The 15,794-nt window shown below is 65.4% G+C and carries 11 protein-coding genes and 2 pseudogenes; 5 read left to right on the top strand and 8 right to left on the bottom strand.

The window, feature by feature from the left end; genetic code table 11:
* Positions 1–34: 34 nt before the first annotated feature.
* Positions 35–903: pseudogene (panB, locus tag MVA47_RS19595) on the bottom strand (3-methyl-2-oxobutanoate hydroxymethyltransferase).
* A gap of 304 nt (positions 904–1,207) precedes the next feature.
* On the opposite strand from panB, the gene MVA47_RS19590 reads away from it, so the two are divergent.
* From MVA47_RS19590 to MVA47_RS19575, 4 genes are all read left to right on the top strand, one after another.
* Positions 1,208–2,731, top strand: a complete 1,524-nt coding sequence (locus MVA47_RS19590; RefSeq protein WP_374474435.1) for an alpha/beta hydrolase — start codon at positions 1,208–1,210, stop codon at positions 2,729–2,731.
* 85 nt (positions 2,732–2,816) lie between these two features.
* Entirely contained in the window at positions 2,817–4,160 is a 1,344-nt protein-coding gene (gene glnA / locus MVA47_RS19585; RefSeq protein WP_023953813.1) for a type I glutamate--ammonia ligase, read from the top strand.
* Between the two features lie 68 nt (positions 4,161–4,228).
* Positions 4,229–7,240 (top strand): bifunctional [glutamine synthetase] adenylyltransferase/[glutamine synthetase]-adenylyl-L-tyrosine phosphorylase, encoded by a 3,012-nt coding sequence (locus MVA47_RS19580; protein ID WP_247209412.1) that lies wholly within the window; start codon positions 4,229–4,231, stop codon positions 7,238–7,240.
* Complete coding sequence (locus MVA47_RS19575; RefSeq protein WP_247209410.1) at positions 7,237–8,220, top strand: endonuclease/exonuclease/phosphatase family protein; 984 nt, start codon at positions 7,237–7,239, stop codon at positions 8,218–8,220. Before MVA47_RS19580 ends, MVA47_RS19575 begins: the two co-directional genes overlap by 4 nt.
* A gap of 48 nt (positions 8,221–8,268) precedes the next feature.
* Here the strand turns inward: MVA47_RS19575 and MVA47_RS19570 are convergent, their stop codons facing one another.
* The 3 genes and pseudogenes from MVA47_RS19570 to glnA (MVA47_RS19560) all read right to left on the bottom strand — a co-directional run bounded on the left by MVA47_RS19570 (position 8,269) and on the right by glnA (MVA47_RS19560) (position 11,349).
* Positions 8,269–8,859 (bottom strand): FKBP-type peptidyl-prolyl cis-trans isomerase, encoded by a 591-nt coding sequence (locus MVA47_RS19570; protein WP_247209408.1) that lies wholly within the window; start codon positions 8,857–8,859, stop codon positions 8,269–8,271.
* A gap of 118 nt (positions 8,860–8,977) precedes the next feature.
* A pseudogene (locus tag MVA47_RS19565) lies at positions 8,978–9,640 on the bottom strand (NADPH-dependent F420 reductase); the annotation flags it as partial.
* 275 nt (positions 9,641–9,915) lie between these two features.
* Positions 9,916–11,349: a type I glutamate--ammonia ligase gene (gene glnA / locus MVA47_RS19560; RefSeq protein WP_247209406.1), complete on the bottom strand. Its 1,434-nt coding sequence runs from the start codon at positions 11,347–11,349 to the stop codon at positions 9,916–9,918.
* Positions 11,350–11,610: 261 nt separating this feature from the next.
* Between glnA (MVA47_RS19560) and MVA47_RS19555 the strand changes: the two genes are divergently transcribed.
* Positions 11,611–12,078: an RDD family protein gene (locus tag MVA47_RS19555; protein ID WP_023953801.1), complete on the top strand. Its 468-nt coding sequence runs from the start codon at positions 11,611–11,613 to the stop codon at positions 12,076–12,078.
* 133 nt (positions 12,079–12,211) lie between these two features.
* On the opposite strand, the gene MVA47_RS19550 is transcribed toward MVA47_RS19555, so the two are convergent.
* The 4 genes from MVA47_RS19550 to MVA47_RS19535 form a co-directional block, all read right to left on the bottom strand.
* Positions 12,212–12,952, bottom strand: a complete 741-nt coding sequence (locus tag MVA47_RS19550; protein WP_030171555.1) for a DUF4191 domain-containing protein — start codon at positions 12,950–12,952, stop codon at positions 12,212–12,214.
* Positions 12,953–13,038: 86 nt separating this feature from the next.
* Positions 13,039–14,091 carry a lipoyl synthase gene (lipA, locus tag MVA47_RS19545; protein WP_023953797.1) on the bottom strand — a complete coding sequence of 351 codons (1,053 nt, stop codon included), beginning with the start codon at positions 14,089–14,091 and terminating at the stop codon, positions 13,039–13,041.
* Complete coding sequence (lipB, locus tag MVA47_RS19540; protein WP_247209405.1) at positions 14,088–14,873, bottom strand: lipoyl(octanoyl) transferase LipB; 786 nt, start codon at positions 14,871–14,873, stop codon at positions 14,088–14,090. The genes lipA and lipB overlap by 4 nt, the downstream gene beginning before the upstream one ends.
* Positions 14,874–14,880: 7 nt before the next feature.
* Complete coding sequence (locus tag MVA47_RS19535) at positions 14,881–15,792, bottom strand: TIGR01777 family oxidoreductase (protein ID WP_247209403.1); 912 nt, start codon at positions 15,790–15,792, stop codon at positions 14,881–14,883.
* Positions 15,793–15,794: the final 2 nt, after the last annotated feature.

The following is a 15,794-nucleotide window of genomic DNA, read 5'->3' as shown; positions in this document are numbered from 1 at the left end:
GGGCCTGCATTTGCGGCCGACCGAGCTGAAAGCCCTAGTAGCTGTGCTCCGGTCCGGGGAACTGTCCGCGACGCACCTCGTCCGCGTACTGCTCTGCGGCACGGCGCAATTCGCCGCCGACGTCTGCGTAGCGCTTGACGAACCGGGCGGTCTTGCCGTGCGTGAAGCCGGCCATGTCCTGCCATACGAGGACCTGTGCGTCGGTTTCGTTGCCGGCCCCGATGCCCACGGTGGGAATGGTGAGTTTGCGGCTGATCTGTCCCGCGAGGTCGGCGGGGACCATCTCCATCACCACCGCGAATGCGCCGGCCTCCTGGACGGCGATGGCGTCGGCGATCAGTTGGTCGCCGGCATCACCACGGCCCTGAACGCGGAAACCGCCGAGGCCGTTGACGCTCTGGGGAGTGAAGCCGATGTGTGCCATCACCGGGATGCCTGCCGCGGTCAGTGTGGCGATCTGGTCGGCCACGCGTTCGCCGCCCTCGAGTTTGACGGCATGGGCGCCGCCTTCTTTGAAGAATCGGATCGAGGACTCCAGGGCCTGCTGCGGCCCGGCCTCGTAGCTGCCGAAGGGGAGATCGGCGACCACCAGCGCGTGCGGCGCACCCTTCACGACCCCGCGGACCAGGGGGAGCAGTTCGTCGATGCTGACGGGGATGGTGGTGTCGTAGCCGTAGACGACGTTTGCCGCGGAATCACCGACAAGTAGAACCGGGATCTGGGCATCGTCGAAGATCCGGGCACTGGAGTAGTCGTACGCGGTGAGCATCGACCACTTCTCGCCTTCAGACTTCATCTGGGCCAGGTGATGCACGCGGGTGATGCGGCGGCGGGGGAGGAGGTGGCTGCTTCGCCAGTAGTTGGTGCGGAGGGAGCAGCGCCATAAACCGAATTTTCGGACATCGTTGTCTCTTTCGTGCCTCGAGTCCCGCATCTGCGGGTACCCGGGTGGGTGGATGACCCCACCAGTGTGGCACTCCGCGGCGCCATGAGAAATGGTGTCGGCAGTGGAACTTGTCACACGGATGTGATCTCGGCGGAACCTCACCGACTTCGCAGCGGGCCTGTACGGCGTCGTTCGCGTGGCACGATGATGACGGTGAGCATGGATGAGCGGCCGACCCGGCTCGTGGACCACGGCCCGACCGGACCCGTGGATCATGGGCCGTGCCTGCCGCGACGACGCGTCACGGTAACGACGATCCTGATGGCGCTGTTGCTGACGGCCGCATGCACCGAAGGTGTGTCGGGAACACCGACCAACGCAACGTTCACCACCGGTGTGGCCCCGACCCCGGACCTCGACCGGTTCTACGGACAAGAGGTCCGCTGGGGTCCGTGCACCGACTTCGCCGACCAGGAGCTGAACGGCTATCCGGCCGACCGCAGCGACTGCGCGACCGTGTCGGTCCCGGTGGACTACTCCGACCCTGAGGGGCAGGTGGCGCAGATCGCGATGTTCCGGCTGCGGGCGTCCGGCGACAAGATCGGCTCGCTGCTGGTGAACCCGGGCGGACCGGGAGCCTCCGCGGTCGAGTTCATCGCGGCGCAGGCGGGCTTCCTCGGCGGTCTCGACGTCTCCGAACGTTTTGACCTGATCGGATTCGACCCGCGGGGCATCGGCAAGTCCACGCCCGAGATCCGTTGCCTGACCGACGAGGAACGCGACGCGGAACGGGCCGAGACCCTCGTCGACATGACGCCCGACGGCATCGCCGCGATCGAGGACCGTGCGCGGTCGTTCGCCCAGAAGTGCGCCGAACGCCTGGGTGCGGGGTACCTGGCGCACGTCGGTACCGACGACGTGGTCAAGGACATGGACGTCCTCCGTGCGGTACTCGGAGACGAGCAGTTGAACTATCTGGGCTATTCCTATGGCACCCGCATCGGCGCGACGTACGCCGAGCAGTTCCCGACCAAGGTCCGGGCCATGGTCAACGACGGAGCAGTGGATCCGTCGGCCGACCCGGTCGAGGATGCCGTCGCGCAGCGAGAAGGTTTCCAGTCGGCGTTCGATGCGTTCTCTGCCGACTGCGCCCGGTACTCCGAGTGTGCGCTCGGTCCGGACCCGTCGAAGGCCACGTCACGGTTCCAGCAGTTGACCCGGCCGCTGATCGACGCGCCGGTCCCGACGACGCAAGACCGTCGACTCACCTACGGCGACGCGATGACGGGGGTGAGTCAGGCGTTGTATTCGGACTCGCTCTGGGAACCGCTGCGTGAGGGTTTGGCGCAGCTGACCGAGGGCAGCGGGAGTACGTTGCTGCGGCTGGCGGACCTGTACGAGGGCCGCGACTCCTCGGGCGCCTACACGAACACCTTGGACACCTTCACGGTGGTGCGTTGTGTGGACGACCCGCCACTGACCGATCAGGCCCAGATCGATCGTCTCGATGTCGAATCCCGCAGGGTGGCGCCGTTTGCCGACGACGGTCGCGGAACCGGCCGGGGCGCCCGTGACGCCTGCGCGTTCTGGCCGGTCCCACCGACGAGCACACCCCATGAACTCGATGTCCCCGCCCTGCCCACCACGGTCGTCGTATCCACCACCAACGACCCGGCGACTCCCTACCAGGCGGGTGTGGAACTCGCGCGGCAACTACGCGCCCGGCTGATCACGTTCGAAGGCGATCAGCACACGGCATCATTGCAGGGCGATGACTGTGTGGATGACGCGATCACCGCATACTTCGTCGATCTCACACTCCCGGAAGAAAACCTCAAATGTTGAGATTCCAGGGTCAAATCCGCTGGATATTCTGGTTGATGCGCGCTTGTAACATCGATTTAACACCGCGCTCCTAGGCTCCGATGTCATGGATCGCCAAAAAGAATTCGTGCTCCGGACCCTTGAAGAGCGCGACATTCGTTTTGTTCGCCTCTGGTTCACGGACGTTCTCGGATATCTGAAGTCGGTCGCGATCGCGCCTGCCGAGCTCGAGGGCGCTTTTGCCGAGGGTATCGGGTTCGACGGGTCGGCCATCGAGGGCTTTTCACGGGTGTCCGAGGCCGACACGATCGCGAAGCCCGATCCGTCCACGTTCCAGATCCTGCCCTGGACCACCAGCACCGGGCGGCACCACTCCGCGCGCATGTTCTGCGACATCGTGATGCCCGACGGTGAACCGTCCTGGGCAGATTCGCGCCACGTCCTCCGTCGGCAGCTCAACAAGGCCGCCGATCAAGGATTCAGCTGCTACGTGCACCCGGAGATCGAGTTCTTCCTGCTGAAGAACCCGCCCAGTGTCGACGGGTCGATCCCGATTCCCGCCGACAGCGGTGGCTATTTCGACCAGGCAGTACACGATTCGGCACCCAACTTCAGGCGCCACGCCATCGAAGCCCTCGAGTCGATGGGCATCTCGGTGGAGTTCTCCCACCATGAGGGTGCGCCCGGACAGCAGGAGATCGACCTGCGGTACGCAGACGCCCTGTCCATGGCCGACAACGTGATGACGTTCCGTTACGTCGTCAAAGAGGTCGCGATCGGTGAGAACGTCTGGGCGACGTTCATGCCCAAGCCGTTCAGCGAGTACGCCGGCTCGGCGATGCACACCCACATGAGCCTGTTCGAGGGCGACACCAATGCCTTCCACAATCCCGATGACCCGATGCAGCTGTCGGACACCGGAAAACAGTTCATCGCCGGCATCCTGCACCACGCCGACGAGATCAGCGCCATCACAAATCAGTGGGTGAACAGCTACAAGCGTCTGATCCACGGTGGTGAGGCCCCGACGGCCGCCAGTTGGGGCGCGGCCAACCGTTCGGCGCTCATCCGCCTGCCGCTCTACACGCCCAACAAGGCCTCGTCGCGCCGTATCGAGGTCCGCAGCCCCGACTCCGCATGCAACCCGTACCTCACCTTCGCGGTACTGCTGGCCGCGGGGCTCAAGGGGATCAAGGAAGGCTACGAGCTACCCGAACATGCCGAAGACGACGTGTTCGCGTTGACTCCCGCGGAGCGACGGGCCATGGGTTACCGCGAGTTGCCGGGAAGTCTGGCCGAGGCGCTCACGAAGATGGAGAAGTCCGAATTGGTCGCCGAGGCCGTCGGCGAACACGTCTTCGAGTACTTCCTGCGCAACAAGTGGGCGGAGTGGACCGAGTACCGCAGCCACGTCACGCCGTTCGAACTGAAGAACTACCTGGCCCTGTAACTCTCCGGCGGCGCCGGCCGTGTGGGCTGATGGTTCCGCCGACAGCTCGACCAGTACCGTTGTGTGTTGTGAACCCACCTGCCTCGCGATCTCGAGTGCCCAGCGTCGGCCGACTCGGACTGCTCGAAGCAACAGCGGCTGCGGATCTGGCGACGCTCGGCTGGGATGCAGAAGAGAGCGTCGATCTGTTGTGGGCGCTTTCGCGCGCACCGAGTGCGGACATCGCGCTCAGAGCGCTCGTCCGGCTGCACGCGGCCGTCGGCTCGGAATGGGCGGACATCGACGGGCTCTTACGCACCGACCGCGGTTTCCGGGGACGTCTGTTCGCCGTACTGGGTTCGTCGACGGCGTTGGGCGACCACCTCGTCGCCGAAAACCATGCCTGGCGATTGCTGACCCGCAACGACCTGCCCGAACCGGCAGAGGTTCTGCGGTCGATGCTCGATTCCGTTGACGCACAACCCGAGCCGGGACACGAAGACAACGGGAACCTGCTGTTCCGGGCACGCGAGACAGGCCCGAAAGCGGTGATTGCGCTACGGCTCGCCTATCGCGACCTGCTGCTGCAGGTGGCCGCCCGCGACCTCGCGCCCACCGTCGAGGACGAACCGGTCCTGTGGTTCAGCGATGTGAGCAACTTCCTGGCCGATCTCGCTGACGCGGCTCTCACCGCGGCCTTGGCGGTCGCCATCGCCGAGATCTGCGGCGACGACCCGCTGACCTGTCGCATCGGTGTGATCGCCATGGGCAAATGCGGTGCGCGCGAACTGAATTACGTCAGCGACGTCGATGTCATCTTCGTCAGCGAGCCCGCCGATGCGCAGACCAGCCGTATCGCCGGCGAGATGATGCGCGTGGGATCGCTTGCCTTCTTCGAGGTGGATGCCGCGCTACGGCCGGAAGGCAAGGCGGGCGCTCTCACCCGAACCCTCGATGCGCATGTCACCTACTACAAGCGCTGGGCCAAGACGTGGGAGTTCCAGGCCCTGCTCAAGGCGCGGCCGATGACCGGCGACATGGAACTGTGCCGCGAGTACGTGGAAGCGTTGAGCCCGATGGTGTGGGAGGCCTCTGAGCGCGAAGACTTCGTCATCGACGTGCAGGCGATGCGCCGCCGCGTCGAGTCGATGCTGCCCGAGGACATGCGCGAGCGCGAGATCAAACTCGGTCGCGGTGGGCTGCGCGATGTCGAGTTCGCCGTTCAGCTCTTGCAGATGGTGCACGGCCGGGTCGACGAAACGCTTCGGGTCAAGGGAACTGTCGAGGCCCTCACCGTGTTGCGGGACGGCGGGTACATCGGCCGCGACGACGGCGCCAATCTCATTGCCTCCTACGAGTTCTTGCGTTTGCTGGAACACTGCCTGCAGCTCCAGCGGCTCAAGCGCACGCATACGCTTCCCGAGTTCACCGATGTGGAGGCCATGCGGTGGCTGGCCCGCGCCGCGCACATCAGACCCACCGGCGACCTCGATGCGGGGGGCGTGCTGCGCGAAGAGATCCGACGGCAGTCGCATCGGGTCCGCCGCCTGCACGAGAAGATCTTCTACCGTCCCTTGCTCGAAGCGGTCACACGTTTCGACAAGGACGAGTTGAGACTGTCGGACGAATCGGCGATCCGGCGTCTGGGCGCACTCGGCTACAGCAAACCGCAGAACGCGCTGGGGCATCTGAAAGCGCTGGTCTCCGAGACCGGGCGCCGCGGCCAGATCCAGGAACTGCTGCTGCCGACGTTGCTCGAATGGCTCAGTCGCACACCGGATCCGGATGCGGGTCTTCTCAACTACCGGAGGCTCTGCGACGCGGCAGCCGATCGCGACTGGTTCCTGCGCCTGATCCGCGATGAGGGTGTGGTCGCCGAACGGTTGATGACTGTGCTGGGCACTTCGGCCTACGCAGCGGAGCTGCTGATGCGGTCCCCGGATGTGATCCGGTTGTATGCCGACGGCGCCTTGGGTCCCAAGCTCATCGAGGTCGATCCCAAGGACGTGGTCGGCGGCATGGTCGCCTCGGCCGTCCGGCAGCGTGACCTCAAATCGGCCATCGCAGTGGCGCGCTCACACCGGCGAGCCGAACTGGCCAGGGTTGCTTCGGCCGACATCCTGGGCATGCTCGACGTCCCGCAGGTGTGTCGAGCGCTGTCGCTGGTATGGGCAGGTGTGCTGAACGCCGCGCTGACGGTGGTCACCAAAGCCTCGGTCGCCGAACGAAAATCACCTGCTCCCGCCCGGATGGCCGTGATCGGCATGGGCCGGCTCGGTGGCGGTGAACTGGGTTACGGGTCGGACGCCGACGTGCTCTTCGTCTGCGACCCCGTGGAGGGCGTGGACGAGGCCGAGGCAGTCCGGTGGGCCAACTCGATCGCCGACCGGGTGCGCCAACTCCTCGGGACGCCGAGTGCTGACCCTCCGCTCGAGGTCGACACCGGGCTGCGCCCGGAAGGCCGCAACGGCCCGGTGGTTCGCACCCTCGCCGCCTACGCGGCGTACTACCAGCAGTGGGCGCAGGCCTGGGAGATCCAGGCCTTGCTCCGAGCGCACCAGGTCGCCGGCGATGAGGACCTCGGAGTCGCCTTCCTGCACATGGCCGACCAGATCCGATACCCGGAGGGCGGCGTGTCCTCGGATGCGGTCCGTGAGATCCGGCGGATCAAAGCCCGGGTGGATGCCGAACGTCTCCCGCGCGGAGCCGACCCGGCAACGCACACGAAACTGGGACGTGGTGGCCTCGCCGACGTCGAGTGGACGGTCCAGCTGTTGCAGTTGCGGCACGGGCACCGGATCCCGGCCCTGCACAACACATCCACCTTGCAATGTCTCGACGCCATCGGCTCGGCGGAACTGCTCGGGGAGAATGACGTCCACCTTCTCAAGGAGGCGTGGCTTACGGCGACAAAGGCACGCAATGCGCTGGTGCTGGTACGCGGCAAGGCGGTGGACCAGTTGCCGGCGCCGGGAAAGACGTTGCGCGCGGTTGCTTTTGCGGCCGGCTGGCACGATGACGACTCGGGGGAGTTCTTGGACAACTATCTGCGCGTGACCCGGCGGGCAAAAGCCGTGGTACTGAAGGTATTCGGCGGGTGAGGCGACGCTCGCAGCGTCTGGCAGACCGGGGAGCCGCGTTCAAGGTTCTCTACTTCTTTGCCGTGGTGATCGGCTGGGCGCTGTTCGCGGTTGCCCTGGCGGCGGTGTGGCTGCATTTCTTCCCTGGCCGTGGGCAGGTGGCGATCGCTGCTGCCAGTGCCGTACCGCTGATGTTGCTCGCCATCGTTCCTGCCATCCTCATCCTCGCCGTGACACGACGGTGGATCTCCACCGTGCTGGCGGTTGTCCTCTTGGGGGTGGGCATCTGGACCCAGGCGCCGCTGTTCAAAGCGGCCGATGCACCCACTCGCGGGTCTGTGACAGTGGTGCAGGCGAACCTCAAGCTCGGCCAGGCCGATGCCGGCGAAGTGGTGTCGCGGGTCCGGGCGACCGGGGCGGCGTTGCTCACCGTCGAGGAACTCACGCCCCAGTCCCTTGCTGCACTCGAGGGCACAGATCTACGCGGCATGATGCCGTACGAGTTCGTGGTACCCGGTGAAGGCGGTACCGGCACCGGCATATTCAGCCGTTACCCGCTCCGCAACACTGCTGAACTGAACGGGTTCGCGCTGGGAAATCTGCGCGCGGACGTGGACCTTCCTGGCGCGCCCGGCACCACCGTCTTCGCCGTTCATCCGATCCCGCCCTACCCCTACGACCCGGATCGATGGGTGGACGAGATGAAACGCCTGCGCGAAACGGTGCACGGGGTCACCGGAGATCGGGTGATCGTCAGCGGAGACTTCAACGCGACATGGGACCACGCGCAGTACCGGTCGCTACTGGAGCGCGGATTCCGGGATGCGACCGAGCAGTCGGGCGAGGGTGTGCAGTTGACCTACCCGGACGACCGCAGCTACCCGCCGCTGATCGGCATCGACCACGTGGTGACGCGCGGATTCACCGCGACGTCGTTGTCCACCTTCTCGGTGACGGGGTCCGACCATCGCGCGCTGGTCGTCGCACTGGTACCGAGCTGACGTCTCTCTGGTACCCAGCCGGCTGCGGCCTCAGTTCTCGACCTCAGATCAGCTCTCAGCGGAGATGATCTTGATGGCAAAAACCAGCGTGTCACCGGCTTCGATACCGGCCTGGGGATTGCCGTTCGCGTAACCATCGGCAGACGTCATCGCGACGGCCACGGTGGATCCGACCTTCTGGCCGGCGATGGCCTTCTGGAATCCTGGAACGACGCGGTCGAGTGGGAAGTCGACGGGCACGCCGCGCTCGTAGCTGCTGTCGAACACGGTGCCGTCGCGGCCGTTCACCCCCATGTAGCAGACCGTCACCTCGGCGGTGTCGCGCACGAGTGCGCCGTCACCCTCGGTCAGCGTGTGAACGGTCGTCTGGTCGACGGAGAAGGGTGTGGTGACCTCGATGGCGGGCGCGGTGGTGTCGGTGGAGCCGGTGACCGCGACCTCACCGGTGTTACCTGACAATGTCCACTCCGGCGCCACGTCGGCCTCCGGGGCCACCGTTGGGCATCCCGAGGGTGCTGCGGTGGTGGTGATTCCGGCGGCGGTTGATTCAGAGCTGGCGGAGTCGGCGTCGGAGCCGCATGCGGCCAGCATCAGCGTCGAGGACACGATGAGGGCCGGGAGCAAACGCTTGTAGGTCATCCAGGCAACGTAGCAGTTGCCGATCGCTGACCAATCACTGCGGTCGGCGAATGTGCTGTGACGCAAACACATCCGCCCGCGACGAATCATTCGGCGCGGGCGGACGTCGCTCGTGGGGTCAGGCGCGCCACTCGGCGGTGCGTTCCGGCGTCGCCTGCGCAAGCGCTTCGATGGTGCCGTCGATCCCGTAGTCCTTGCCGTACACCGGGGTACCCGGTTGCTGACGCCACGACTCTTCCAGGCTTCCGGCGTCGACCGGATCGAAACCCAGTTCGTCGACGAGCTGAGAGACGATCTTCTTGCCCTCGTCATCCGGGCCTGCGATCGGGAGCGCTATGCGGCCCTCGGTGCCGGCCGGGACACCCTTGTTGAGGAGGTGCTTCCAGAAGATGCCGTTGAAGACCTTGTAGACCGGTTCGCCGAGGAGCTGTGAGACCCACACGCTCTCGGGTGTGCCGTCTTCGATGGCGTCGATCTTTCCGTCGCGCTGCTGTGGGTAGTAGTTGTTCGTCTCGATGATGGGTGCCCCGGGTTTGCGCGACGAGACGATTCCTGATGCCAGGTTGGGAGTGTTCTTCTGCGGGATGCTGACGATCACCAGATCGGCGTCCTCGGCGGCTTCCTGCGCCCACACTGCTGTGGCCCCGGTTTCCGCTGCCAACTCGGTCAGCGTCTGAGGGTCGCGAGAGTTGGCGACCCGAACCTCGTGACCCAGCTGGGTGAGGCGGCGTGTGAGCGTTCCGCCGATGAAACCTGCTCCGATGATGCCGATCTTCACGAATGACTCCCTGCGATGTTGTGACGGGTGAACCTCTTCACGCCAACCGGTGCGGTCGACGGTTCATTCCGTGGGCAGGGTGTGGGCCTGGATACGCCGAACCGGCCCGGTGAACTGCGTGACAGTTCACCGGGCCGGCCGGGTGTGACGTACTCAGGCGCTGACCGCCGGAGGCGGATCAGACGTCCTTCGCCGGAGGCGGATCAGACGTCCTTCGCCGGAGGCGGATCAGACGTCCTTCGCCGGAGGCGGATCAGACGTCCTTCGCCGGAGGCGGATCAGACGTCGTAGTAGAGGGAGAACTCGTAGGGGTGCGGACGGATCTGCACCGGCTCGATTTCGTTCTCACGCTTGAACGAGATCCAGGTCTCGATCAGGTCCTCGGTGAATACGCCACCCTCGGTGAGGTATTCGTGATCCTCTTCGAGGCGGTCGATGACCGCGCCGAGCGACGTCGGGGCCTGGGGGATGCCCTTGGCCTCCTCGGGCGGGAGCTCGTAGAGGTCCTTGTCGACCGGCTCGTGCGGCTCGATCTTGTTCTTGATGCCGTCGAGGCCGGCCATCATCATCGCGGCGAACGCCAGGTACGGGTTGCCCGAGCTGTCCGGGCAACGGAACTCGAGGCGCTTGGCCTTCGGGTTGTTGCCGGTGATCGGGATACGCACGCAGGCGCTGCGGTTGCGCTGGCTGTAGACCAGGTTGATGGGGGCCTCGTAGCCCGGCACGAGCCGCTTGTAGGAGTTGACCGTGGGGTTGGTGAACGCCAGCAGTGACGGCGCGTGGTGCAGGATGCCGCCGATGTAGTGGCGTGCCAGGTCAGACAGTCCCGCGTAGCCGGCCTCGTCGTGGAACAGCGGCTTGCCGTCTTTCCACAGCGACTGGTGGGCGTGCATGCCCGATCCGTTGTCGCCGAAGAGGGGCTTGGGCATGAAGGTGACGGTCTTGCCGTTCTGCCATGCGGTGTTTTTCACGATGTACTTGAACAGCTGAACGTCGTCGGCTGCGTGCAGCAGGGTGTTGAACTTGTAGTTGATCTCGGCCTGTCCGGCGGTGCCCACCTCGTGGTGTCCGCGCTCGAGGATGAAGCCGGCCGTCTGGAGGTTGGTCGAGATCTCATCGCGCAGATCGACGTAGTGGTCGTACGGGGCGACCGGGAAGTACCCGCCCTTCTGGCGGACCTTGTATCCGAGGTTGGGTGAACCGTCGGGGTTGGTCTGCGAAACCGTGTTCCACCAGCCTGATTCGGACTCGACCTGGTAGTGGGTGCCGTTGATCTCGGAGCTGAAGGACACCGAGTCGAAGATGTAGAACTCGGCCTCGGCGCCGAAGAAGCAGGTATCGGCGATGCCGGTGCTGGCCAGGTAGTCCTCGGCCTTGCGGGCGATGTTTCGCGGGTCGCGGCTGTAGGCCTCACGCGTGAACGGGTCGTGCACGAAGAAGGTGACGTTCATCGTCTTCGCCTTGCGGAACGGGTCGATCCGCGCAGTCGCCGGGTCGGGGAGGAGCATCATGTCCGACTCGTCGATCGACTGGAAGCCGCGCACCGACGATCCGTCGAATGCCAGGCCGTCCTCGAAGACGCTCTCATCGAAAGCCGATGCCGGGATGGAGAAGTGCTGCATCACCCCGGGGAGATCGCAGAACCGGATGTCGACATATTCGACGCCCTCGGACTTGATGCCCTCGAGCAGTTCTTCTTTTGTGTTGTACACCTGTGGGTGACTCCTTCACTCGTACCCGTTGTAGTCAGACCGATTCTTGGGTTCTACCTGGGTCTGACGACTGTCCTTGCCACTCTAGAGCGGCGGATCATCACCGCTGACCGTATTGACACCAGGTTGCTTGGCAGATACCTCGTTGTTTCGCCTGTGTTACGTAGGGAAGTCCGCGACGCAACGACGGTACCGATCACGGCGTGTCGGGGCGAGTCGCGTCCGATCCGACAGGTTCGGCAGCACATCTATGATTGGGCAATGGGACGAATCACCGGATCGTGGCTTTCGGGCCCTCAGTCGGCTCTGCACGATGGTGTCGACGACGGCACCTACCGCGGTGAACAGCTCGGACTGCCCGAATCGGGACCCGGGGCGCTGGCGTCGTCGTGGCACCGCTGCGTGGGTCTGCTTGTGGATTGGCTGATGTGCGGCGGGATCTCGCTGCTGTTTGTCCAGGACCTGCAGTCGTCGTCGCTGTCGACGATCGTCCTGCTCGTCTGGTTTGTGGTCGGGGCCGTGACCTTGACCGCATTCGGCTTCACACCGGGCCAGTTCATCACCGGCTTACGGGTGGCCAGGGTGGACGGGGGCGAGCGGGTGGGACTTCTGCGGTCGCTGGGCCGGCAGATCCTCATCGTCTTCCTGGTTCCGCCCCTGATCAATGATGCCGATGGCCGGGGACTGCACGATCGGGCAACCGGTACCGCGTTGGTCCGCACGCGCTAGCCTCCCGCTGCACACACCGACGACAGCGCCACCCGTACGGCCCATCCTCCATCAGGGTGGATGTGACCAGAACGGGTGGCGCTGTGTTGTGCGGAGAAATCCGATGTGCGGGGAAGTGCAGCGTGCGGAGGAACTATCGGCGGCGGGCGGCGCGCTGGACGTTGCGCATCTTCGCGCCCTGCGGCATCGGGCCCTTGGGCATTCCCGGTCCGGGCTGCTTCCCGCCCAGCGCCGCAAGACGTGATTCCAGGGCGTCGATCCGGGCCTTGTTGATGTTGTTCGGCAGTTTGTTCAGGTGGCGTTCGAGGCTCTTGAGGGGTACCTGGCCCTCCTCGTTGCCGACGGTCACGTCGTAGATCGGTGTGTCGCCGACGAGTCGGGCGATCCGCTTCTTCTCCTGTGCCAGCAACGATTTGGTGCGATGGGGCGCGCCTTCGGCGACGAGGATGACCCCGGGCTTGCCGATGACCCGATGGATCGCGTCGAGATGGGCGGTGCCCGTGACCGCCTGCTTGACCCGCCACTGTCCACGCATGTTGTCCAGCGCCCACGCTGCGGCGCCGGCCTGGCCCTCCGCTTTGGTGAACACCGTCTTCTGAACACGACGACCGAAGATGATGAAAGCGATCAGCACACCCAGAACGATGCCCAGCGGCAGAACGAACACCAGCGATCCGGTGAGCACACCGATGAGCACGGCCAGGCCGACCAGGAGGACAACCGCGCCGATCATGTAGGGCAGCAGCAGCTTGTCTTCTTTGCGCTGCATCTGGAACGCCTGCCAGAGCTGCTTGCGGCGGGCCCGCGACGCTTCCTTACGGGCAGCCTTCGCTGCTGCCTTCGCCTCTTTTGTCGCTTTTGGTGCCTTAGCCATGTGGTCCAGGATACTGAACCATCCAAATCAGTTGACCAGGCCGTCCCAACCCGACGGTCAATGTCCGGTGGCGGCGGAGTGCCGGGTCAGCGGGCGAGGCGAGCGAGCAGCGACGTGGCTTCCTGCGTGGCGCTACCACCGTCGGTCAGGTGGGCCATCTCGGCGGGCAACTCCCGGCCGTGGTGAGCCATGGCCTGGGCATACAGACGGCCGGCCCGGTACGACGAACGCACCAGAGGCCCCGCCATCACGCCGGCGAACCCCAAGTTGTCGGCGAACGTGGAGTGCTCGACGAACTCTTCGGGCTTGACCCACCGATCGACCGGGTGATGCCGCGGTGACGGACGCAGGTACTGCGTGATGGTCAGGATGTCGCAGCCCGCATTGTGCAGATCGGCCATGGCCTCGCGGACCTCGTCCGGTGTCTCGCCCATCCCGAGGATAAGGTTGGACTTGGTGACCAGGCCGGCGTCGCGCGCAGCGGTGATCACGTCGAGGCTGCGCTGGTAGCGGAACGCGGGACGGATGCGCTTGAAGATGCGCGGCACCGTCTCGACGTTGTGGGCCAGCACCTCGGGCCGTGAGGCGAACACCTCGGCGAGTTGGTCGGGGTCGGCGTTGAAGTCGGGGATCAACAACTCGACGCCGGTGTTCGGGTTGAGTTGCTTGATGTAACGCACGGTCTCGGCGTACAGCCAGGCACCGCCGTCAGGGAGGTCGTCGCGCGCCACACCGGTCACGGTGGAGTAGCGCAAACCCATCGTCGCAACCGACTCCGCCACCCGGCGTGGCTCGTCACGGTCGAGGTCGCTCGGTTTACCGGTGTCGATCTGACAGAAGTCGCACCGACGGGTGCACTGTTCGCCGCCGATCAGGAAGGTGGCCTCACGGTCTTCCCAGCATTCATAGATGTTGGGACATCCCGCTTCTTCGCAGACAGTGTGCAGGCCCTCGCTCTTCACCAGGGCTTTGAGTTCGGTGAACTCCGGGCCCATGGTGGCGCGGGTCTTGATCCACGACGGCTTGCGCTCGATCGGCGTCTCGGCGTTACGCGCCTCGAGCCGGAGCAACTTGCGGCCATTGGGACCAACGGACCCGGGGGCGCTGGATTGAGATGGTTTGTCCTGCGAAACGGTCACTGGATCGATGCTACGCCGGTGCGGGCAGGTGCGAAGACCTGCGGGGAGGGCTCGGTCGGTGCCGGGTGGTCGCTGACCGGGAGGGTGCCGTCGAGCGCGTCGACCACGGCCTTCTCCAGCAGGGGGAGCACCTCGTCGACTGTGACCGTGCGACCCAATTCGCCTGTCAGAGAACCTGCCCCGGCGTCGGGGATACCGCACGGAATGATCGAACCGAACGCATCGAGATCCGGATTGCAGTTGATGGCGATCCCGTGCAGGGCCACAGCGCGAGCAACCCTGATTCCGATGGCACCGATCTTCCGATCCGCACCTCCGCCTTGGGCTGCGTCTCCGTGTTCTGGTCGAGCTCCGCCTTCGGCTGCGTCTCCGAGCACCCAGACGCCCGACCGGCCGTCAACCCGGTATGTCGGAAGGCCGAGCTGCGAACACACGGCGATCATCGCCTCTTCCAGCCGTCGCACGTAGTCCACGACATCGACCGGTTGGGCGAGCGCGACGATCGGATAGGCGACGAGCTGGCCAGGGCCGTGCCAGGTGATCTTCCCGCCGCGGTCCACGTCGATGACGGGTGAACCGTCCGTCGGCCGGTCGGCGTCCTCGGTACGCCTGCCGGCGGTGTAGACGGGCGGGTGTTCCAGCAACAGCAGTACGTCGTGGTCCAGCACACCGTCGGCCCGGTCAGAAGCGAGCCGGTGCTGCAGGTCGAATGTCTCCTGGTAGTCCACCCGGCCCAGTCGGCGAACCTCGATCGGGTCTCGGGACAGTCGTGAACTGGTCATCGCTTCTTCATCCTGGCGCTCCTCGGCCCTCGCGGCCGGTGGCATACGCCAACGCCGCGGCGATGGTCGGATGCCGATAGTCGAAATCGTTGCCGGTCAGCACAGCAGGTACAACGTTCTGGCCACCCAACAACATTTCCTCGGCCATCTCACCGGCACCCCTCTTGAGTGCAAAACCCGGGACCGTCCACGGAGCCGGGCGCCCCAGAGCGCGACCGAATGTCTTGGTGAACTCGTTGTTCGTCACCGACACCGGGCCACAGATGTTGACCGGCCCGGCAAGCGACCGATCAAGCACGAACTCGATAGCGCGGACAGCGTCCACGAGGCTGATCCAGGGGAGATACTGACGGCCGTCACCGAGTTTCGCGCCCAGTCCCAGCCGGAACAGAGGTCGGAGCCTGGCGAGAATTCCGCCCGTCGGCGACATCACCGGCGAGATCCTGAGCAGTGTGACGCGGTGCTCGCCGGGCACCGACGCCGACATCGCGGCGGCTTCCCAGTCGGTGGTCAGGTCTGCAAGGAAACCCGTCCCGGACGGGCTTTCCTCTGTGACCGCTGTCGGCCCGGTGTCGCCGTAGTAGCCGGTGGCGCTGGCGTTCACCAGTACCGGTATCCGGGCGGCCCGTACGGCATCGGCGAGCACCTGTGTCGGGATGATCCGGCTGTCTCGCAGTTGCTGCTTGACATGGCCGGACCAGCGCCGGTCGCCGATACCCCGGCCACACAGGTTGACCACGGCATCGGTGCCGCGCAGCGAACTCGGATCTATACCGAAAGATTCGGGCTGCCAATAGATCTCGTTCTGCGCCGTCGTCGGTCTGCGAACGAGACGGACCACCTGGTGGCCGGCCCCGGTGAGACTGTCCACCAGGGCCGTGCCGATCAATCCAGATGATCCCGCAACGGCGATGCGCATCG

Source organism: Williamsia sp. DF01-3 (genome assembly GCF_023051145.1).
Lineage (GTDB): Bacteria > Actinomycetota > Actinomycetes > Mycobacteriales > Mycobacteriaceae > Williamsia.
The sequence above is the reverse complement of the archived record's forward strand: the minus strand, read 5'-3'. Positions and strand labels throughout refer to the sequence as shown.

Coding starts and splice junctions, on each gene's coding strand:
- MVA47_RS19590 (WP_374474435.1), top strand. CDS start 1,208: ATGGCGCTGTTGCTGACGGCCGCATGCACCGAAGGTGTGTCGGGAACA.
- glnA (WP_023953813.1), top strand. CDS start 2,817: ATGGATCGCCAAAAAGAATTCGTGCTCCGGACCCTTGAAGAGCGCGAC.
- MVA47_RS19570 (WP_247209408.1), bottom strand. CDS start 8,859: ATGACCTACAAGCGTTTGCTCCCGGCCCTCATCGTGTCCTCGACGCTG.
- MVA47_RS19555 (WP_023953801.1), top strand. CDS start 11,611: ATGGGACGAATCACCGGATCGTGGCTTTCGGGCCCTCAGTCGGCTCTG.
- MVA47_RS19550 (WP_030171555.1), bottom strand. CDS start 12,952: ATGGCTAAGGCACCAAAAGCGACAAAAGAGGCGAAGGCAGCAGCGAAG.
- lipB (WP_247209405.1), bottom strand. CDS start 14,873: ATGACCAGTTCACGACTGTCCCGAGACCCGATCGAGGTTCGCCGACTG.
- MVA47_RS19535 (WP_247209403.1), bottom strand. CDS start 15,792: ATGCGCATCGCCGTTGCGGGATCATCTGGATTGATCGGCACGGCCCTG.